Genomic DNA, 18,148 nt, shown 5'->3' on the forward strand with positions numbered 1-18,148 from the left:
CGCCCCCCGGCCCGCCCTTCTCGTAGTTCCCGCTGCCGGCGTCCGCCCGGCCGCCGGTTCGGACCGGCGGCCGGGCGGTCACAGCTTCTCGACCGGCGCGTATCTCAGCAGCAGCCGCTTCGGCTTGGCGTCGCCGAAGTCGATGGTCGCCTCGGCGTTCGCGCCCGTGCCCTTGACGCCGACCACCGTGCCGAGGCCGAACTGGTCGTGCGTGACCCGGTCGCCCACCGCCAGTCCGACGGCCGGCTGCTCGGCGGCCCGGCGCGTGGCGAAGCCGGACGCCCCGGCGGCGGACGAGCGCGAGCGGGACGACGACAGCGAGGCCGCCACCCCGGAGACAGGACCGGCCGGGGCCGCGACGGCGCCCGTACGCTTCCAGTCCACGTAGGCGGCGGGGATCTCCTCCAGGAAGCGGGAGGGCGGGTTGTACTGCGGCTGCCCCCAGGCGCTGCGCATCGTCGACCGGGTCAGATAGAGCCGTTCCCGTGCGCGCGTGATGCCGACGTACGCCAGCCGCCGCTCCTCCTCCAGTTCCTTGGTCTGGCCGAGGGCGCGCATGTGCGGGAAGACGCCGTCCTCCATGCCGGTGAGGAAGACGACCGGGAACTCCAGGCCCTTGGCGGTGTGCAGGGTCATCAGTGTGATGACGCCGTCGCCGTCCTCCTCGTCGGGGATCTGGTCGGAGTCGGCGACCAGGGCGACCTGCTCCAGGAAGTCGGACAGCGCGACCGACTCGCCCTCGCCGCGCTCCTGCTCGAACTCCAGGGCGACGGCGGCCAGTTCCTGGAGGTTCTCGATGCGGGTCTCGTCCTGCGGGTCGGTGGAGGCCTGCAACTCGGCGAGGTAGCCGGTGCGTTCGAGTACGGCTTCCAGAACGGTGGCCGGTCCCGCGCCGGACTCCACGATCGTGCGGAGGTCCTCCATCAGCGTGTTGAACCGCTTGACGGCGTTGGTGGAGCGCGCCGCCATGCCGTACGCCTCGTCGACGCGCTTCAGCGCCTGCGGGAAGCTGATCTTCTCGCGCTGGGAGAGGGCGTCGATCATCGCCTCGGCGCGCTCGCCGATGCCGCGCTTGGGGACGTTGAGGATACGGCGCAGCGGCACCGAGTCCTCGGGGTTGGCGAGGACGCGCAGGTAGGCCAGGACGTCCCGGACCTCCTTGCGCTCGTAGAAGCGGACGCCGCCGACGACCTTGTAGGGCAGGCCGACGCGGATGAACACCTCTTCGAAGACACGGGACTGGGCGTTGGTCCGGTAGAAGACGGCGACGTCGCCCGCCCTGGCCTCGCCGGCGTCGGTGAGGCGGTCTATCTCGTCGGCGACGAACTGGGCCTCGTCGTGCTCGGTGTCGGCGACGTAGCCGGTGATGCGCGCGCCCGCGCCCGCATTGGTCCACAGGTTCTTGGGGCGGCGGGACTCGTTGCGCTCGATGACCGCGTTGGCGGCGGAGAGGATCGTCTGGGTGGAGCGGTAGTTCTGCTCCAGCAGGATCGTCGTCGCGTTCGGGTAGTCCTCCTCGAACTGGAGGATGTTGCGGATCGTCGCGCCGCGGAAGGCGTAGATCGACTGGTCGGCGTCGCCGACGACGCACAGTTCGGCGGGGGGCACGTCGTCCGCGCCGGGCGGGACGTCCACCGGGTGCTCGGAGGTGCCGACCAGCTCCCGGACGAGGGCGTACTGGGCGTGGTTGGTGTCCTGGTACTCGTCGACGAGGACGTGCCGGAAGCGGCGGCGGTAGTGCTCGGCGACGTCCGGGAAGGCGCGCAGCAGGTTGACCGTCGTCATGATCAGGTCGTCGAAGTCGAGGGCGTTCGCCTCGCGCAGCCGCGACTGGTAGAGGGCGTAGGCCTGGGCGAGGGTCTTCTCGAACCCGTCGGTGGCCTGGGCGGCGAAGTCCTCCTCGTCGATCAGCTCGTTCTTGAGGTTGCTGATCTTGGCGCTGAAGGACTTGGGCGGGAACTTCTTGGGGTCGAGATCGAGATCACGGCAGACCAGGGCCATCAGGCGCTTGGAGTCGGCGGCGTCGTAGATCGAGAACGACGAGGTGAAGCCGAGCCGCTTGGACTCGCGGCGCAGGATGCGCACGCAGGCGCTGTGGAACGTCATCACCCACATGGCGTTCGCACGCGGGCCGACGAGCTGCTCTACGCGCTCCTTCATCTCGCCGGCGGCCTTGTTGGTGAAGGTGATGGCGAGGATCTGGCCGGGGTGGACGCCCCGCTCGGCGAGCAGGTGGGCGATGCGGTGGGTGAGCACGCGGGTTTTGCCGGAGCCCGCGCCGGCCACGATGAGCAGGGGCGTGCCGGAGTGGACGACGGCGGCGCGCTGGTTGTCGTTCAGCCCTTCCAGGAGCGCGGCGGCGTCCAGGGCGGGGCGCGGGGCGCCGTCGCGGTAGTACGCCTCCCGGTCCGGCGGCACGTCGAACTTCCCGCCGAACAGATCGTCCGGAATCGGCTCCGGAACGTGATCGTCCTCGGGCGGCGGCGGGTGTTCCCCGTGGGCCCGAGGGGCCTGGAGGTCCGCCAGGAAGCTGTCGTCAAAGAGGCTGCTCATCGCTCTCCGAGTCTAGGGGGCGGCACTGACAACCCGTGGCCGTCCCGGGAACATCCCCGGCCCCGGCGGGCCCCCGCCCCGCCGCGGGTGTCCGGAATCACAACCGCGCACCCTCTCGCGGCGCCCGCCGCCTCACCCCGTGCGCTCGCCTCGAGCTGCGCACACGCCCGGCGCACCACCCACCCGGACACTGCCCCGAGCCCTTCCCCGAGCACGCATCGAACACCCCCCGACACGAACCGCGACCCCCCGCCGCAAGGTCACGAAAATGTATCGGGCATATCACCCACGAACCTTCACAGGCGGCACACGAGTTGGCTACGGTGCCGGGCAGGCCGCACGACCCCCTCCGGCGAACGTCGCCGGGCCGCGTGGCCTCCGCCGAGTCCGGTGTGCCCGCGTGGCCGACCGGAGCCGGGGACCCAACCGAACTCTGGGGTGAATCGGCACGACTCCCGCACGGGAGGCGGGCCGTAGGGCAAACCTTCCGAGCGACACCGCCCGAACCCGACAGCTAACCCGGTAGGCGGCCCATGGAAGGAGTCGCCTCCCTTGGCGTCGCACCGCAAGTCGCGCCCGGTCGGCCCGCTGGCCGGCATACGTACCCCCGCCCTGGCCACGGCCGCCCTCACCTCCGTGGCGCTGCTCTCCCAGACCGCCCAGGCAACCCCGGCCGACGACCGGCCGAGCCTCGAAGAGGTCGAGAAGAAGGTCGACGCGCTGTACCGCCAGGCCGAGTCGGCGACCGAGAAGTACAACGCGGCCAAGGAGCGGACGGCCAAGCAGCGCAAGCAGGTCGACACGCTGCTGGACGACGTCGCCCGGCGCACGCAGCAGCTCAACGAGGCGCGCGAGGAGCTGGGCGCGTACGCCGCCGCCCAGTACCGCACCGGTGCCGCCGCGCCGTCCACCGCGACCTTCCTGCTCGCGGACTCGCCGCAGGACTACTTCGACCGGACCCAGCTGATGAACCGGCTGACCAGCCGGCAGAAGGACGCCGTCGACGACTACTTCACCGAGCAGTCCCGGACGATGCGCAAGCGCCAGGAGGCCACCGAGAGCCTCCGGACGCTCACCGAGTCGCAGACCGAGCTGAGGACGGCCAAGGCGACCGTCCAGAAGAAGCTGTCCGACGCGCGGGAGCTGCTCTCCGAGCTGACCGCCGAGGAGAAGGCGCGGCTGGCGGCGATCGAGAAGCGCAAGCAGGAGGAGGCCGAGCGCAAGGCGGCGGAGCTGGCCCGGCAGCAGGCCGCCGCGGAGGCTCGGGCCGAGGAGCAGCGCCGCCAGGAGGCGGAGGCGGCGGCCGCGTCCGAGCAGGAGTCGGCCGACGGCTCCACGGACACCGGGTCGGGCGAGGCGCCCGCGCCGCCGCCGGCCGACTCGACGTACGCCGCCAAGGCGGACAAGGCGCTCGCCTTCGCCCGCGCCCAGATCGGCAAGCCGTACGTCTGGGGCGCCACCGGCCCCGGCTCCTACGACTGCTCGGGCCTGACCCAGGCCGCGTGGAAGGCCGCCGGGGTCACCCTGCCGCGCACCACGTACGACCAGGTCAACGCGGGGACGACGGTGCCGCTGTCCAGCGCGCGGCCGGGCGACCTGGTCTTCTTCTACGACGACGTCACGCACGTCGGCCTCTACATCGGCGACGGCATGATGATCCACGCCCCGAAGCCCGGCGCCTACGTCCGGGAGGAGTCGGTGTACTACGACGGCGAGTCGTCGATCCACAGCGTGGTGCGGCCCGCCTGACGCCGGTGCTCTCCTGCCTCTCCGGGGCCGGCTTTCAGGTCCAGAGGACGGCGATGAAGATGTTCGCCACGGTGAGCAGGCCCACCAGTCCGAACAGGCCCTTGTCGACCTTCTCCTCGTCGCGCTTCACGTAGACGAGGCCGAGGATGACGATCAGCACGGCGAGCTTCACGCCGATCTTGACGTTGTTGACGGTGTTGTCGTCGGCCTGGTTGAGGCCGACCAGGATGACGCCGGTGACCAGCATGGTCAGGGCGCCGTGCAGCATCGCGGGGACGAATCGCGCGGTGCCCTCGCCCACCGCCTTCATCTGGGTGAGGAAGCCGCCGAGGAGGGAGGCGATGCCGATGATGTGCAGGCCGACGAAAACGTTGATGAGTACGTCCATGGGGCCGGAGCCTAGTGAGCCGCGGGCGCGTGGCCCGCACCGGCCCGGCGACCGCACGGGCCTCTCCCGGTCGCGCTGCGTGCCGAAACAGACGGTTCCGTAACCGGATCCCGATCGCATACCGACAGCGACGGCCCCCCTCCTGCCACTTCCGTACAACGTGACCCCGCCGTGACCTGCTCCGCCCTAGCGTCCTCCCGCAGGTGATCATCCGTAGGAAGGGACGTGCAGTTCACGTGGCAGCGCACCGCAAGCCCCGGCAACGACCGGCCGCCGGGACCAGGACCCGTACCGCGGCCACCATCGCCCTCGCGGGCGCGGCGGGCGCGACGGGGTTGAGCGGGACCGGGCACGCGCAGCCGGAGCCGTCGCCGGGACAGGTCAGGGCGGAGGTGCACCGGCTGTACCGGGAGGCGGAGGCCGCCACGGAGAAGTACAACGGCGCGCGCGAGGAGGTCCGGGCGGCGCAGGCGCGGCTGCGGTCGATGCGGGACGAGGCGGCCCGCAGGGAGGCGCGGCTGGCCACGGAGCGGGAGGCGCTCGGTTCGTACGCCGCCGCCCAGTACCGCGTCGGCGGGCTCGATCCGGTGGTCCGGCTGGCCCTGTCCGAGGATCCCGCCGGTTACCTCACCGGCGCCGCCCTCGCCGAACGCGCGGGCGACCGCCGGGCGGGTGCGGTGAGCCGCGTCCGTCGGCAGATCCGCGAACTCGAGCAGCTGCGCGGGGCCGCCCGCGTCGAGCTGGACTCCTTGACGTCCCGTCAGTCGGAGCTGCGCCGCCACAAGGAGACGATCACCGGGAAGCTGGCGGCGGCGAAGCGTCTGCTGTCCAGGCTGACCGAGGAGGAACGGGCCCGCTTGGCGGCGCCGCAAGGCTCCCGGGCGTCGAGCACCGCGCCGGGCACCGCGCCGGCGCCTCCGCCCGCCGTGTCCGTCGCCCCCGGCTCCCGCGCCGGGGCCGCCATCGCCTACGCCCTGCAGAAGCTGGGCAGCCCTTATGTCTGGGGCGCGACGGGCCCCAACGCCTTCGACTGCTCGGGCCTGGTCCAGGCGGCGTACGCCGCCGCCGGCGTCTCCCTGCCCCGCACGACCTACGCCCAGATCGGCACGGGCCGCCGTGTCTCCCGTGCGGAACTGGCCCCCGGCGACCTCGTGTTCTTCTACTCCGGCATCACCCATGTGGGCCTCTACATCGGCAACGGCCGGATGATCCACGCCCCGAACCCGTCTTCCACGGTCCGGGTGGCCCCGCTCGACTCGATGCCGTTCGCGGGAGCCACCCGGGTGGTGTGAGGGCCGGTGCAGGGCTCCGGTCGGCACGGGGCGGGCCGGCCGGTCCGTCGCGGAGCCGGTCGCTCACACCAGGCGCCGCGCCGTGGCCCACCGGGTCAGCTCGTGGCGGTTGGACAGCTGGAGCTTGCGCAGGACCGCCGAGACATGGGACTCGACCGTCTTCACGGAGATGAACAGCTGCTTGGCGATCTCCTTGTAGGCGTAGCCGCGGGCGATCAGGCGCAGCACCTCGCGCTCGCGCTGGGTGAGGCGGTCGAGGTCCTCGTCCACCGGGGGCGCGTCCGTCGAGGCGAAGGCGTCGAGGACGAAGCCGGCGAGGCGGGGGGAGAAGACGGCGTCGCCCTCCTGGACGCGGAAGATCGAGTCGACCAGGTCGGTCCCGGTGATCGTCTTGGTCACGTATCCGCGGGCCCCTCCGCGGATCACGCCGATCACGTCCTCCGCGGCGTCCGAGACGGACAGGGCGAGGAAACGGACGGGCTGCCGGGCGTCGGCCATGAGCGGCGCGCAGCGGCGCAGCACCTCGACTCCGCCGCCGCCGGGGAGGTGGACGTCGAGGAGGACCACCTCGGGGCGGGTGGCGGTGATGACCGTGACCGCCTGGTCGACGTCCGCGGCCTCGCCGACGACCTCGACGCCGGTCTGCGCGGTCTGGCCGATCTCGGCCTGCACCCCCGTGCGGAACATGCGGTGGTCGTCGACGAGGACCACGCGCACATGCCGTCCGGCCGTCTCCCCCGGTGCCGCCGTGCCGTTGCCGCTCGCCTCGGTCGCGTCGCTCATGACGTCTTCTCCGCCCTCTCCATCTCCAGCTCGACCTCCGTGCCGCCGTCCGGCACCGCCCGCAGCCGGGCCGTGCCGCCGTTGCGCTCCATGCGGCCGATGATCGATTCCCTGACGCCCATGCGGTCCGCGGGTATGGAGTCCAGGTCGAAGCCGGGACCGCGGTCCCGGACGGACACGAACACTCGCTTCCCCTCCACCTCGGCGTAGACCTGCACGGCGCCGCCCTCGCCACCGTACTTGGCGGCGTTCACCATCGCCTCGCGCGCGGCCTGCATCTGTGCGCCGATCTTCTCGTCGAGCGGGCAGTCCCCGACCACGACGACCTCGATCGGGACGCCGTGCTTGTCCTCCACCTCGGCGGCGTTGCGCCGCACCGCGTCGGCGAGGGTCGTGGGCTCGTCGGCCTCGTCCTTGCCGGTGCCCTCGGGTTTGTAGAGCCAGGTCCGCAGGTCGCGCTCCTGGGCGCGGGCGAGGCGGCGGACCTCGCCCGCGTTCTCGGCGTTGCGCTGGATGAGGGTGAGGGTGTGCAGCACGGAGTCGTGGACGTGGGCGGCGACCTCGGCGCGCTCCTGGGCGCGGATGCGCATCAGGCGTTCCTCGGAGAGGTCCTGGGTCATGCGGACGAGGTAGGGGCCGGCGAGGAGCGTTATGCCGACGAGGACCGCGAGGGCGGCCTGGAGGACGGAACCGAGGTGGGCGGCGGAACCCTGGAGCACGAAGACGCCGGAGACGCCGGCCGTGACCAGCAGGACGCCCGCCACGGCCCGCACCAGGGTGAGCGTGCGCCGACGGCGGCCTGCCTCGACCCAGCGGGCGCGGCGGGCGTTGTCCGCCTGACGCCACACGAGGGCGACGCCGGCGCCGACGAGCACCGCGGGCACCAGGTAGGCCTTGGCGCCGTTGCTCAGGTCGACGCTGCCGACGAAGACGATCGCCACGACGACCATGAGGAGAAGGGCGACGATCTGGCCCCGGTCCGGTTTCCGGGTGACGAGTCTGCGCCGGCCGTCCCCTGCGGGCTCGGTGGTGATCAGGGACGGTGGTCTCTGCGTCTCGACGCCGCCGACGCCGAGCGGCACGAAGAACCAGAACGCGGCATACAGCAGCGCGCCCAGACCGTCCGCCATGAACAGGCCGACGAAGACCAGGCGCACCCAGATGACGGGCAGCCCCAGGTGCCCGGCCAGGCCCCGCGCCACACCACCGAGCCAGCGTCCGTCGCTGCTGCGGTAGAGCTTGCGCGGCGGCCGCGGTTCGGTGAGTGGCGCTGCTGCGGTTGCGGCTTCCGGCATGCCAAAGATGGTCACACGCCCCGCGGTCCGGAGCATCAGGGTCCGCCCCCGAGACTCCCCTGATGTTCCCGGGGCCATCGCCTCGAACGCTCCCCCCGCGTCCACTCAGGGCAGATATCAGGGTCCGGCCAGGGTCGTCCCGACTCCCGTCGCGGCGGCCCGGCCGTCACCATGGACGCATGACTGATCACCAGCACGCCGCCGCCGTATCCGACGCGGACCCCGCGTCCGGCGCGGCGTCCGCGTCCGGCGCGGGTGATGCGCCCGAGTTCCGGCGGGACCGGCGGCACAAGATGTTCGCCGGTGTGTGCGCCGGGCTCGGGCGGCAGTGCGACATGGATCCGGTGATCTTCCGGATCACGCTCGCGGTGCTCGCCGCGACCGGCGGCATCGGTCTCATCTTCTATGGCTTCGCGTGGCTGTTCGTCCCCGCCGACGACGAGGAGGAGAACGAGCTGCGCAAGCTGCTGACCGGTCGTGTCGACGGTCAGGCGCTCACGGCGGTGCTGTTCGCGCTCGTCGGCTGCGGGGTCTTCCTCACGATGCTGAAGAACGGCGGAGTGCTGGTCTTCGCCGCGATACTGTCCCTGCTCCTCGCCGGCGCCGGGTACTGGTCGCAGCGGCGCGGCGTGCCCGCCGCCGATCCGCTGGCGCAGCAGGCCGCCGCCGACGCGCCGCCCGAGGCGAAGGCCCCGCCCGCGCCGACCGCCTTTCCGTCGTGGTGGCGGGACCCGATAGTCAAGGACGGTACGCACGTCGGCGGCACCGGATATCTCTGGGGACCACGGGACGCCCGAGACCGGGACGTCGCGGCGGCCATCGCCATCGGCCGCCGCCCCCGCCCCGACAGCACCCCGGGCCCGCTCGATCAGCGCCCCCGCCCGCCCAAGCCGCGCGGCCCTCGTCACATAGGCGGCTTGATCAGCACGCTCGCCATGGTGGCCGCCTTCCTCGGCACGCGCCTGACGTGGGACGAGCACCCGCTGGGCACCAGCCTGCAGACCGGCCTGGCCTGCGCGCTCGCCGTCCTCGGCCTGGGCATCGCGGTCAGCGCGTTCCTCGGGCGGACGGGCCCGGGCTCGGTCTTCCTGGCGGTGATGACGGCCGGCCTGCTCGCCGCGTCCGCGGCCCTGCCCAAGGACATCGGCACCCAGTGGATACGGACGACCTGGCGGCCCGCGACCGTGGCCGAGCTGCGCGAGTCCTACGACGTCGGCACCGGCGTCGGCACCCTGGACCTGAGCCGGCTGGAACCGGCACAGGGGCAGACGGTGACGACGTACGCGGAGGTGGGGATGGGCCGCCTGCATGTGATCGTGCCGCCGGACGTGACCGTGAAGGCGACCATCGGAGTGGGAGTGGGGGACATTCAGTTGCCGGGTGACAAGAAGGAGGACGTCGACGTGGCGCCGGGCAAGCACCGGGAGGTGACGCTGATTCCGGGGCCGGGTACCAAGCCCGTGGGCACGGTCGAGCTGGACCTGGAAGCGGGCGTCGGACAGGTGGAGGTCAGCCGTGCTGCGTCATGAGTTCCAGCCGGGCCGACTGGTCGCGGGCCTCTTCCTCGGGCTGGCGGGCGCGGTCTACGCGGGTGACGCGGGAGGCGCCTGGGAGACGCCGTGGTTCGTGGTGTTCCCACTGGTGACGGCCGGTCTCTTCCTTGCGGGGGCCGCGGCGATGGTGTCCCGGAGCATACGCAGGCGCCGCGGGACGAGGCCGGACCCCGGCGGCGCAGGACCGTTGACGGAGACCTGGCAGGACACTCCGCGCTGAGGCAAGGGGCGCCGACCCACGAGCCGACGGTCCCTGCGAACGCCGGACCGGGCAGGCGCGGCCCAGCGGACAGACGTCCGCTTCTCGCCGACAGCCGTCTCTGGCCGACGCCCATCGGGGCGCCGGCCGGCAGTCCCCGGCCGTCAGCGGCGACTCCCCTCGCCTCACCGGCGGACGCTCCCCCCCACCCCGCAAACCCTGTCCCGCATCGGCAGACGCTCGCCCCCACCGGCAGACCCTGTCCCGCACCGCCGGTCGCTCATCCGCACCGACAACGCCCGATCGCCGTGGGCAGGTGCCCGTCGCTGCGGAGACATCCGGACGGACCGAGGCGTCGGGACGGACCGCGACGTCCGGACGGGCCCGTGGCGTCGGGACGGCCCGTGGCGTCGGGCGGCCCGTGGCATCCGGGCGGGCCGAGGAGTCCGGTCCGCACGGGTGGCGGTCCGTGCGGGTGGCGGTGCGCGCAGGTGGCGGGCGGTCCGCGCGACAGGTGGCGGTCCGCGCGGGTGGGCGGCGTCAGCTCCTACCGGTAGTCGTCCGCCGTGTGCCCGTAGCCGTCCCGGTCGTGCCCTTGGCCGTCCGGCCCCGGCCGAACGCCCTCCGTCCCTCGCCGGTGGCCGCCCGGCCTCCCGTTCCGCCGGGTGCGGAGGGCCGCGTCCAGGGACAGGAGCGGGGCGCCGGCCAGGACCAGGGGGAGCCAGGCCATCAGGTAGGCGAGGTCGTTGCCGTAGTAGTACGGGTCGGAGGCCCAGCTGACGGTCAGCCAGAGGCTGAGGGAGATGAGGGCGCCGCCGAGGGCGGCCAGGCGGGCGAGGAGGCCGAGCAGGGTGCCGATGCCGACGGCGATCTCGCCGAGGGCTATGGCGTATCCGAAGGCGACGGGGTTTTCCAGGGCCATGTCGACCAGGGCGGGGACGGCGGAAGAGTCGCGGACGCTGCGCATCGTGTCGCCGATGGAGCCGGAGCCGCCGTCCTGGAGGAAGGAGCTGTCGGTGAGTTTGTCCAGACCGGCGTAGACGAAGGTGAAGCCGAGGAAGATCCGGAGAGGAAGCAGGGCGTAGCGGGTGGCGGTGTCCCGCCAGTGGCCGCCGGGACGGGAGGTGCGAGTGTCCGTACGCATACCGTGAGTCATCACTGTCAGCCGCCTCTCACACCGCCATGCCGTGGCCTCATACGACGATACGGAGGAAAGGGGGGAGCCGCTCAACCCGTGTGCGGACGGTTTTCCGCTCCGTCACACCGCCGCTCCATCAGGTCTCTGCTCCAACACCTGCTCTCCTCCGCCACCAGCCTCTCCGTCACGGGCATACTCCGTCACCCGCCACTCCGTCGGGGCTGACTCCGTCGGGGCTGACTCCGTCACCGTCCTACTCCGTCACGTCGATCGTGTACGCGTTCGTCTCCACACCCGCCGCCGTCACGACGCGGACCTCCACCCGGCCGGGTTCGACGTCCACGGGTACGGGGACGGTGAGCAGGCTGTCGGTGGGGTTGCTGAAGCCGCCGGCGACCGGCACCAGCGGGACGTGCACATGCACCGTGCCGATGCGCACCACCATGCGGGAGAGACGGTCGGCGGCGGTGGCGCCCGGCGGGACGAAGCCGGCGCCGCGGATCTCGATGTCCTCGCCGGTGCGGATCGGCGCGTCCAGGTCGCCGGCCTCGCGGGCGCGGACGACGGAGAGCACGACGGGCCGGCCGCCCTCGGCGTACTTCCCGGCGAGGTAGGTGCCGGCGGACACCAGCACCACCACCGCCAGCCCCCACGGCAGGTCGGGCAGCTGGTCGGGGCGGCGGGCCAGCCGTACGGCGGCGAAGAGCAGGGCGACGGAGGCGACGACGACGTACTGGATGTCGGCGAAGGCGCCCCGCCCGGAGTCGTCGGTGAGCAGGTCGGCGGCGCTCGGCCGGTGTGCGCGGACCTTCTGCAGCCGCTGGCCGAGCACGCGCAGGCCGACCACGCGGCGCACCAGGACGGCGATGGCGCACACCACCGCCAGCACGGTCACCACGCCGGCGCCGCGGGCAAGTTCCAGGCCGTCGATGAGGGCGTCGCGCTCGCGCGGGTCGGAGGCCACCGCGAGACGGCCGGCGAGGAGGAGGACCGCGTAGGCGACGAACAGCACCCAGGCCGCGGCGACGGCGCGGGAGGTCGACAGCCGGTTGTCCTCGCCGATGACCGGGGCGAGGACGCCGCCGCGCGCCCGGTGGAACCAGGAGGCGGCCGTGAGCGCCCCGGCCACGACCAGCGCGGCGAGCAGCGCGGCCGTGCGGGCGGCCGTCCAGCCGGCGCCGACGGCCGTCAGGGACTGGGCCAGCAGCAACAGCAGGACCAGGGCCCAGACCGTGCAGGCCGTGCGGATCCAGAGGCGGGCCAGCCAGGCCTCGCCCTCGGCCCGGCCGCGTTCGGCGACGAGCGCGGCGGACTGGGTCAGCTCGTCGGAGACCCACTGGCGGGAGGCGGAGGCGGAGTGGGCCACGGCGGCCGGCAGGCCCTGACCGGCGGCGAACGCGTCGCGCAGGCGCAGGAACTCCGCGACCGCCCGACGGTGGCCCTCGCGCGCCCCGTGCGGGCAGTCCCCGCAGGTGCAGCCGCCCCCGTGGGCGCCCCCGGAGCCCGGGGAGCCTCCGTAGGCGTCCTTGTACGCGCCCGTGCGCGCTCCCGCTTCCGCGCCCTGCCGCGCCTCTTGCACCGCCACGCCCGACGCCGCCTTTCCGTGCATCCCCGTGCATCGCCGTGATGCATCCCCGTGCCCGTGCCCGGACCCGGACACGGGCACGGACATGATCGTCATCGCCGCCGCGACGGCCCGGCGACCATCGTCAGAGCACCGTCAGGACCACCGTGCGACGACAGCGAATTGTGCCCTACGCCACGCCCGGTTCGTCCCCCAGGTTCCCTCGGCTTCGGTCGGCGAGAGTGAATTCGAGGGCGCCATGTGGACCCAGCTGCGGGAATCCCGCCCTCGGACGTCAAAAGAGGACAGAAGATGTCGTCTTTGGTCGGGAAACTCGCCGCATGACAGCGAAAACGACAGGTGGCTCGTCGGCGAACTGGGGTGCCCTCGTCAGGGCCGAGCCGGAACTCGCGCGGACCGTGGAGGAGCGGTTCGGGGCGTTCACGCACCATGTCCTCGCGACCCTGCGCAGGGACGGCTCGCCGCGGACCAGTGGGCTGGAGGTGCGGTTCCTCGGCGGTGAGCTGTGGCTCGGGATGATGCCGGGCTCGCTGAAGGCGCTCGACCTGCGCCGCGACCCGCGCTTCGCGCTCCAGGCGAACCCCGGGGAGGGCACGTCGATGGGCGGGGGCGACGTGCGGGTCAGCGGGCGGGCGTTCGAGGTGGAGGACGGGGAGGCGAAGGGCCGGTACGTGAAAGAGGTGGAGCCGCCGGAGCCGTTCCACCTCTTCCGCACCGAGCTGACGGAGGTCACCCGGACCTACGTCGAGGACGACAGATATCTGGTCGTCCAGGTCTGGAAGCCCGGAGAGCCGGTGCGCACTCTCAGACGGACCTGAGCCCAAGGGGCCTGCCGAGATGCCGGCAGGCCCTGCCGACCGACGCACCGGCAGACCCTGCCGACGTACCGCAGGCCCTGGCGACGTACCCGCAGGTCCTGCCGACCGACGTACCCGCAGCTGCCGACGTACCCGCAGGCCCTGCCGGCGAGCCGGCTCACTCCCACTCGATGGTCCCCGGCGGCTTCGAGGTGACGTCGAGGACGACGCGGTTGACGTCCCGCACCTCGTTGGTGATGCGGGTGGAGATCTTCGCGAGGACGTCGTAGGGCAGGCGCGACCAGTCGGCGGTCATGGCGTCCTCGCTGGACACCGGGCGCAGCACGATCGGGTGGCCGTAGGTCCGGCCGTCGCCCTGGACGCCGACGGAGCGCACGTCCGCGAGCAGGACCACCGGGCACTGCCAGATGTCCCGGTCGAGGCCGGCCGCCGTCAGCTCCTCGCGGGCGATGGCGTCTGCCTCGCGGAGCAGGTCGAGCCGCTCCTTGGTGACCTCGCCGACGATCCGGATCCCCAGGCCCGGCCCCGGGAAGGGCTGGCGCTGGACGATCTCCTCCGGCAGGCCCAGCTCCTGGCCGACCATCCGGACCTCGTCCTTGAACAGCTTGCGCAGCGGCTCGATCAGCTTGAACTCGAGGTCCTCGGGCAGGCCGCCGACGTTGTGGTGCGACTTGATGTTGGCGGTGCCGGTGCCGCCGCCGGACTCCACGACGTCGGGGTAGAGGGTGCCCTGCACCAGGAACTCCACCGCCGGACCCTCGTCCGCGATGATCTCCGCCTGGGCCTGCTCGAAGACCCGGATGAACTCCCGGCCGATGATCTTCCGCTTCTCCTCGGGGTCCGAGACCCCGGCGAGCGCCTTGAGGAACCGCTCCTCGGCGTCCACGACCTTCAGCTGCACGCCGGTCGCGGCGACGAAGTCCTTCTCGACCTGCTCGGTCTCGCCCTTGCGCATCAGGCCGTGGTCGACGTAGACGCAGGTCAGCTGGGAGCCGATGGCCCGCTGGACCAGGGCGGCGGCGACGGCGGAGTCCACGCCGCCGGACAGGCCGCAGATGGCGCGCTTGTCGCCGACCTGCTCGCGGATCGCGGCGACCTGCTCCTCGATGACGTTGCCGGTGGTCCAGGACGGGGTCAGGCCGGCGCCGCGGTAGAGGAAGTGCTCCAGGACCTGCTGGCCGTGCGTGGAGTGCATGACCTCGGGGTGGTACTGGACGCCGTAGAGCTTCTTCTCGTCGTTCTCGAAGGCGGCGACCGGGACGACGTCCGTGGACGCGGTGACGGCGAAGCCCTCGGGGGCGGCGGAGCAGGCGTCGCCGTGGGACATCCACACGGCCTGCTCGGCCGGGGTGCCCTCGAAGAGGGTGGAGGACGACTTGGCGACGTGCAGGTCGGTGCGGCCGTACTCGCGGGCGCCGGTGTTGTCGACGGTGCCGCCGAGGGTCTGCGCCATCAGCTGGAAGCCGTAGCACATGCCGAAGACGGGGACGCCGGCCTCGAAGAGCGTCCTTTCGAGGCGGGGGGCGCCCTCCTCGTACACGGAGGAGGGGCCGCCGGAGAGGATGATCGCCGCCGGGTTCCTGGCGAGCATCTCCTCGACCGGCATGGTGCTCGGCACGATCTCGCTGTAGACCCGGGCCTCGCGGACTCGACGGGCGATGAGCTGGGCGTACTGCGCGCCGAAGTCGACGACCAGGACGGTGTCGGGGGCGGCGGCAGCGGGAGTCGCTGATGACACGGGGGCCTTCCGGCGGTGGGGCGGGGTCTCTGTGCTGACCAATTCTACCGAGACGGCCACCGCACTGGTCCCGAGCGCCGTCGCGCCTGGCATACTGGGCCCATGCTCACGCACCAGACCTTCGTCTTTACCTATGGCAACCGGCCCGCCGGCTGCCATGGTCGTGCTGCTTGAGCAACTGACAAGCGACATCCCAGGCGCCCCGGGCCGACAAGGCCCGGGGCGTCTGTCGTTTCCCGGGTCGCGTCGTTCCGGGACGCCGCTCCCAGGAATCAGGAGTCCCGACATGACCCTCACCACCGCGGCGGAGAAGACCGGCGCACGCACCCCCGAGGCCGCCGACGTGATCAGTGGCGCGCGGGAGCGCATCGACGCGCTGGACGACCGGATCATCGGACTGATCCAGGAACGGATGGCCGTCTCGGCCGTCATCCAGCAGGCCCGGATCACCTCCGGGGGCCGCCGCGTGAACCTCTCCCGCGAAATGGAGGTCCTCGGCCACTACAGCGAGGCCCTGGGCAGGCCGGGCACGGCCCTCGCCATGACGCTCCTCGAACTGTGCCGCGGCAGGATCTGACGGCGCACGCCCCTCCCCGGAACACGCGCCACGCCCGGGAACTCGCGCCCCGCCCCCAGGAATGCGCCTCGCCTCAAACGTACGCACCCCGACTCACTCCTGCGGCGCGTGACTGCCCAGCGAGACGCTTCGTTGGTCCCGGTGCCGCAGAACCACGCGTGGCTCGCTGGAGCGATGAGACGTGCGGATCGCCCCGTGCGTCGTGGGACCTCGCTCCAGGAGATGACCGGACGGCAGGGGACAGCTGCCCGGTCATCGGGAGAGACCGGCCGGCTCCGGGGACGCCCGGGGCCGGCCGGCGAAAGCGGCGCACGGCGAGGAACAGCGAGAACGGCCAGGGCTCCGCGCTCCCCCGCGGAGCCCTTCGTCGTGCACCGGCACCCTCCGGAACAAGTGACCCACGTCACACAGGAATTCCAGAGGGATCAGGACAACCATTCACACCCGCGGTGGATCAAACCTGCTGTACCCAGGCCGCACAGCCGTAAAGGCCGCACAGCCGTGAAGAGGGACCTGCGCTCGGAGGGGGGCGCAGGTCCCTCTTCCGCATTCCGTCGTCATCCCCTCATCGGATCCCGTCGTTCCGTCGTCGGATCCCGTCGTTTCGGTCGTTCCCGTCGTTCCGTCGTCGGATCCAGTCGTCCGGACCTCATCGCTCCCGCTTCGGCGGCACCGCCGGAGTCCCCAGAAACGGCAGCCGCAACGCGCCGAAGGCGTCCGCCGGGACCGCCGGCGCCTTGGGCTCGACCGGACGGAGACGCTCGTACGCCTCGCCCTGGCGCGGACGCGGATCGGGCTCCCCCTTGTTCGGCCAGAACGACATCGCGCGCTCGGCCTGCGCGGTGATCGTCAGGGACGGGTTGACGCCCAGGTTGGCGGAGACCGCGGAGCCGTCCACGACGCAGATGCCGGGGTGGCCGTAGAGCCGGTGGTAGGGGTCGATGACGCCGGTCTCGCGGGAGGCGCCGATCGGGCAGCCGCCGAGGAAGTGGGCGGTGAGCGGGGTGCCCATCAGCTCCCCGACGTTGCTGCCGGCGAAGCCGTTGATCTCCGCGGCGATCGCGGACGCCGCCTCCGTGGCGGCCCTGATCTGCTTGGGGTTCGGCGCGCCGTGGCCCTGGCGGGCGGTGAGCAGGCCCTTGCCCACGCCGCCGGGCTTCAGATACGTCGTCAGGGAGTTGTCCAGCGACTGCATCACCAGGCCGATGATGGTCCGCTCCGACCAGCGGCGGTTGGACAGGGAGCGCAGCACCAGCAGCGGGTGCCGGGCGGCGTGGCGCAGGAAGCCGAGGACGCGGGAGGAGCTCTCGGCGTACGGCACCTGGAGGATGGTCAGGCTGCCCATGGAGTTGGAGCCCCTGCCGTAGCGGACGGGCTCGATGTGGGTGTCGGCGTCGGGGTGGATCGACGACGTGATGGCGACGCCGCGGGTGAAGTCGGGCCCGGACCCGCCGCTGACCTTGCGGTAGCGCCGGTCGGTGGTCTGGGCGCCGACGAGCGCCTCGGAGTTGGTGCGGGTCAGCATGCCGAGGCGGTCGGAGACGTACGGCAGCCGGCCGGTCGCCTTCATCCGGTGCAGCAGGGTCTGGGTGCCGTAGGTGCCGGCGGCGAGGACCACCTGGCGGGCCCGCAGGACCTGTCCGCGGCGGCGTCCGGCGCCCTTGGCGCGCTGGTCGGTGGGGACGGTGGTGACGGCGTAGCCGCCGCGCGAGTCGTCGGTGAGCGCCACGACCGTGGTCATGGGGTGCACGACCGCGCCCGCCTTCTCGGCGAGGTGGAGATAGTTCTCGTTGAGGGTGTTCTTGCCCCCGCGCCGGCAGCCCGTCATGCACTCGCCGCACTCGGCGCAGGCGGTGCGCTCCGGGCCGGCTCCGCCGAAGTACGGGTCCGGGACCTTCTCGCCGGGCTTGGCGCGCACCGACCCGTCGGCGTCCTTGCCGTCGCCGAAGAACACGCCGACCGGCGCCATGTGGAAGGTGTCGCCGACGCCCATCCGCTCGGCGGCGGCCTTCAGGTGGACGTCGGACGGCGTCATGGTGGGGTTGAGCCGCACGCCGAGCATGCGCCGGGCCTGGTCGTAGTACGGCGACAGCTCGTCCTGCCAGTCGGTGATGTCCCGCCACTGCGGGTCCTCGAAGAACGGCTTCGGCGGTACGTAGAGGGTGTTGGCGTAGTTGAGGGAGCCGCCGCCGACCCCGGCGCCGGCCAGGACCATGACGTTGCCCAGCAGATGGATGCGCTGGATGCCGTACATGCCCAGGCGCGGGGCCCACAGGTAGTTCTTCAGGTCCCAGGAGTTCCTGGGGAGGGTCTCGCGGGTGAAGCGGCGGCCGGCCTCCAGGACGCCGACCCGGTAGCCCTTCTCCGTGAGGCGCAGGGCGGTCACCGAGCCGCCGAAGCCGGAACCCACGACGATCACGTCGTAGTCGTAGTCCGCGTCGTTGTCCGGTCTGCGGACGGAGTTCTCCTGGGACACGTGC

13 protein-coding genes, 1 pseudogene and 1 riboswitch are annotated in these 18,148 nt (G+C 72.3%); of the genes and pseudogenes, 6 read left to right on the plus strand and 8 right to left on the minus strand.

Translation table 11 applies throughout. The features are described from left to right. Nucleotides 1-78: 78 nt before the first annotated feature. Entirely contained in the window at nt 79-2,553 is a 2,475-nt protein-coding gene (gene pcrA, locus ABZY13_RS04705) for a DNA helicase PcrA (RefSeq protein ID WP_356627424.1), read from the minus strand. Between the two features lie 369 nt (nt 2,554-2,922). Then, nucleotides 2,923-3,098, plus strand: a riboswitch (cyclic di-AMP (ydaO/yuaA leader). A 7-nt stretch (nt 3,099-3,105) separates the two neighbouring features. Here pcrA and ABZY13_RS04710 point away from each other — a divergent pair. Then, a complete protein-coding gene (locus ABZY13_RS04710) occupies nt 3,106-4,302 on the plus strand; it encodes an NlpC/P60 family protein (RefSeq protein ID WP_356627425.1) in 1,197 nt (398 codons plus the stop codon). A gap of 34 nt (nt 4,303-4,336) precedes the next feature. Here ABZY13_RS04710 and ABZY13_RS04715 read toward each other — a convergent pair whose 3' ends face one another. Beyond that, the gene (locus ABZY13_RS04715) at nt 4,337-4,690 is read right to left on the minus strand and encodes a hypothetical protein (protein ID WP_356627426.1); all 354 of its coding nucleotides are present in this window, start codon (nt 4,688-4,690) and stop codon (nt 4,337-4,339) included. Between the two features lie 236 nt (nt 4,691-4,926). Between ABZY13_RS04715 and ABZY13_RS04720 the strand changes: the two genes are divergently transcribed. Then, the gene (locus ABZY13_RS04720) at nt 4,927-5,982 is read left to right on the plus strand and encodes an NlpC/P60 family protein (RefSeq protein WP_356627427.1); all 1,056 of its coding nucleotides are present in this window, start codon (nt 4,927-4,929) and stop codon (nt 5,980-5,982) included. A gap of 63 nt (nt 5,983-6,045) precedes the next feature. Here ABZY13_RS04720 and ABZY13_RS04725 read toward each other — a convergent pair whose 3' ends face one another. Both ABZY13_RS04725 and ABZY13_RS04730 read right to left on the minus strand, forming a co-directional pair. Beyond that, the gene (locus ABZY13_RS04725) at nt 6,046-6,765 is read right to left on the minus strand and encodes a response regulator transcription factor (RefSeq protein ID WP_356627428.1); all 720 of its coding nucleotides are present in this window, start codon (nt 6,763-6,765) and stop codon (nt 6,046-6,048) included. Then, the gene (locus tag ABZY13_RS04730) at nt 6,762-8,060 is read right to left on the minus strand and encodes a PspC domain-containing protein (RefSeq protein ID WP_356627429.1); all 1,299 of its coding nucleotides are present in this window, start codon (nt 8,058-8,060) and stop codon (nt 6,762-6,764) included. Before ABZY13_RS04730 ends, ABZY13_RS04725 begins: the two co-directional genes overlap by 4 nt. Before the next feature lie 179 nt (nt 8,061-8,239). On the opposite strand from ABZY13_RS04730, the gene ABZY13_RS04735 reads away from it, so the two are divergent. Together ABZY13_RS04735 and ABZY13_RS04740 are read left to right on the plus strand one after the other, a co-directional pair. Continuing rightward, nucleotides 8,240-9,589, plus strand: a complete 1,350-nt coding sequence (locus tag ABZY13_RS04735) for a PspC domain-containing protein (protein WP_356627430.1) — start codon at nt 8,240-8,242, stop codon at nt 9,587-9,589. Continuing rightward, on the plus strand, nt 9,576-9,833 hold the full coding sequence (locus ABZY13_RS04740; RefSeq protein ID WP_356627431.1) for a hypothetical protein: 258 nt from the start codon (nt 9,576-9,578) through the stop codon (nt 9,831-9,833). The genes ABZY13_RS04735 and ABZY13_RS04740 overlap by 14 nt, the downstream gene beginning before the upstream one ends. Before the next feature lie 613 nt (nt 9,834-10,446). Here the strand turns inward: ABZY13_RS04740 and ABZY13_RS04745 are convergent. Together ABZY13_RS04745 and ABZY13_RS04750 are read right to left on the minus strand one after the other, a co-directional pair. Further along, nucleotides 10,447-10,968 (minus strand): annotated as a pseudogene (locus ABZY13_RS04745) (DoxX family protein); the annotation flags it as partial. 235 nt (nt 10,969-11,203) lie between these two features. Further along, nucleotides 11,204-12,535: a hypothetical protein gene (locus ABZY13_RS04750; RefSeq protein ID WP_356627432.1), complete on the minus strand. Its 1,332-nt coding sequence runs from the start codon at nt 12,533-12,535 to the stop codon at nt 11,204-11,206. Between the two features lie 320 nt (nt 12,536-12,855). Between ABZY13_RS04750 and ABZY13_RS04755 the strand changes: the two genes are divergently transcribed. After that, nucleotides 12,856-13,353 (plus strand): pyridoxamine 5'-phosphate oxidase family protein, encoded by a 498-nt coding sequence (locus ABZY13_RS04755; RefSeq protein ID WP_356627433.1) that lies wholly within the window; start codon nt 12,856-12,858, stop codon nt 13,351-13,353. 157 nt (nt 13,354-13,510) lie between these two features. On the opposite strand, the gene guaA is transcribed toward ABZY13_RS04755, so the two are convergent. Further along, a complete protein-coding gene (gene guaA, locus ABZY13_RS04760; RefSeq protein ID WP_356627434.1) occupies nt 13,511-15,091 on the minus strand; it encodes a glutamine-hydrolyzing GMP synthase in 1,581 nt (526 codons plus the stop codon). A gap of 286 nt (nt 15,092-15,377) precedes the next feature. On the opposite strand from guaA, the gene ABZY13_RS04765 reads away from it, so the two are divergent. Then, nucleotides 15,378-15,668 carry a chorismate mutase gene (locus ABZY13_RS04765; RefSeq protein ID WP_356627435.1) on the plus strand — a complete coding sequence of 97 codons (291 nt, stop codon included), beginning with the start codon at nt 15,378-15,380 and terminating at the stop codon, nt 15,666-15,668. A 649-nt stretch (nt 15,669-16,317) separates the two neighbouring features. On the opposite strand, the gene ABZY13_RS04770 is transcribed toward ABZY13_RS04765, so the two are convergent. Continuing rightward, nucleotides 16,318-18,144, minus strand: coding sequence for a GMC family oxidoreductase (locus tag ABZY13_RS04770; protein WP_356627436.1), 1,827 nt, complete (start codon nt 18,142-18,144; stop codon nt 16,318-16,320). Between the last annotated feature and the right edge of the window lie 4 nt (nt 18,145-18,148).

Origin of the sequence: Streptomyces sp. NPDC006610, from assembly GCF_040611575.1 — a bacterium.
Taxonomy (GTDB): domain Bacteria; phylum Actinomycetota; class Actinomycetes; order Streptomycetales; family Streptomycetaceae; genus Streptomyces.